Raw genomic sequence first — 522 nt, 5'->3', positions numbered from 1 at the left:
TTTTTCTCTTCTTTTTTTTTCTCTCTCTTTTTCCCTTCCTTCCCTCTTCTTTTCTCTCTTCTCTCTTCCCTCTTTTCCCCTCCCTTTTTTTTCTTCTCCCTCCTCTCCCTCTCTTTTTTTCTTCCTCCCTCCCCTTCTTCCCTCCTTTTTCTTTTTCTTTTCTCCTCTTTTTTTCTTTTCCTTCTCCTCCCCCTTCTCCCCTTTTTTTCTCCTCCTCCTCTTCCTTTCTCTATCCTCTCCCTTTTCTCTTCTTTTTCCCTTTTCTTTTTTCCCTTCTTTTTTCTTTCTTTTCTTTTTTTCTTTTTCTTTTTCTCTCTTTCCTTTTTTTTTTTTTTTTTTCCTTCTTCCTTTTTTTTTTTTCTTTTTTTCTTCCTTTCCTCCCCTTCCTCTTCTCTCCTTTTTTTCTTCTCTCATTTCTTTTTTCTCCCCTCTCCTTCTCCCTCCTTTCCTCCCCCCCATCTTTTTCCTCTTCTCTCTCTATCTTCTACACTAGCACCTAAAGATAAAAATGTTGTATTAGTC

At 37.4% G+C, this 522-nt stretch carries 1 protein-coding gene; it reads right to left on the bottom strand.

Annotation, left to right across the window (positions count from 1 at the left end; translation table 11 throughout):
* Positions 1–414 (bottom strand): hypothetical protein (locus CRU95_RS17000; protein ID WP_258238749.1); only part of this gene is annotated, 414 nt, incomplete at its 3' end.
* Positions 415–522 lie beyond the last annotated feature (108 nt).

The sequence above is a fragment of the Arcobacter sp. F2176 genome (genome assembly GCF_004116465.1).
GTDB classification, from domain to species: Bacteria; Campylobacterota; Campylobacteria; order Campylobacterales; family Arcobacteraceae; genus Arcobacter; species Arcobacter siniprincipis.
This window is presented reverse-complemented; position numbering and strand designations above follow the sequence as displayed.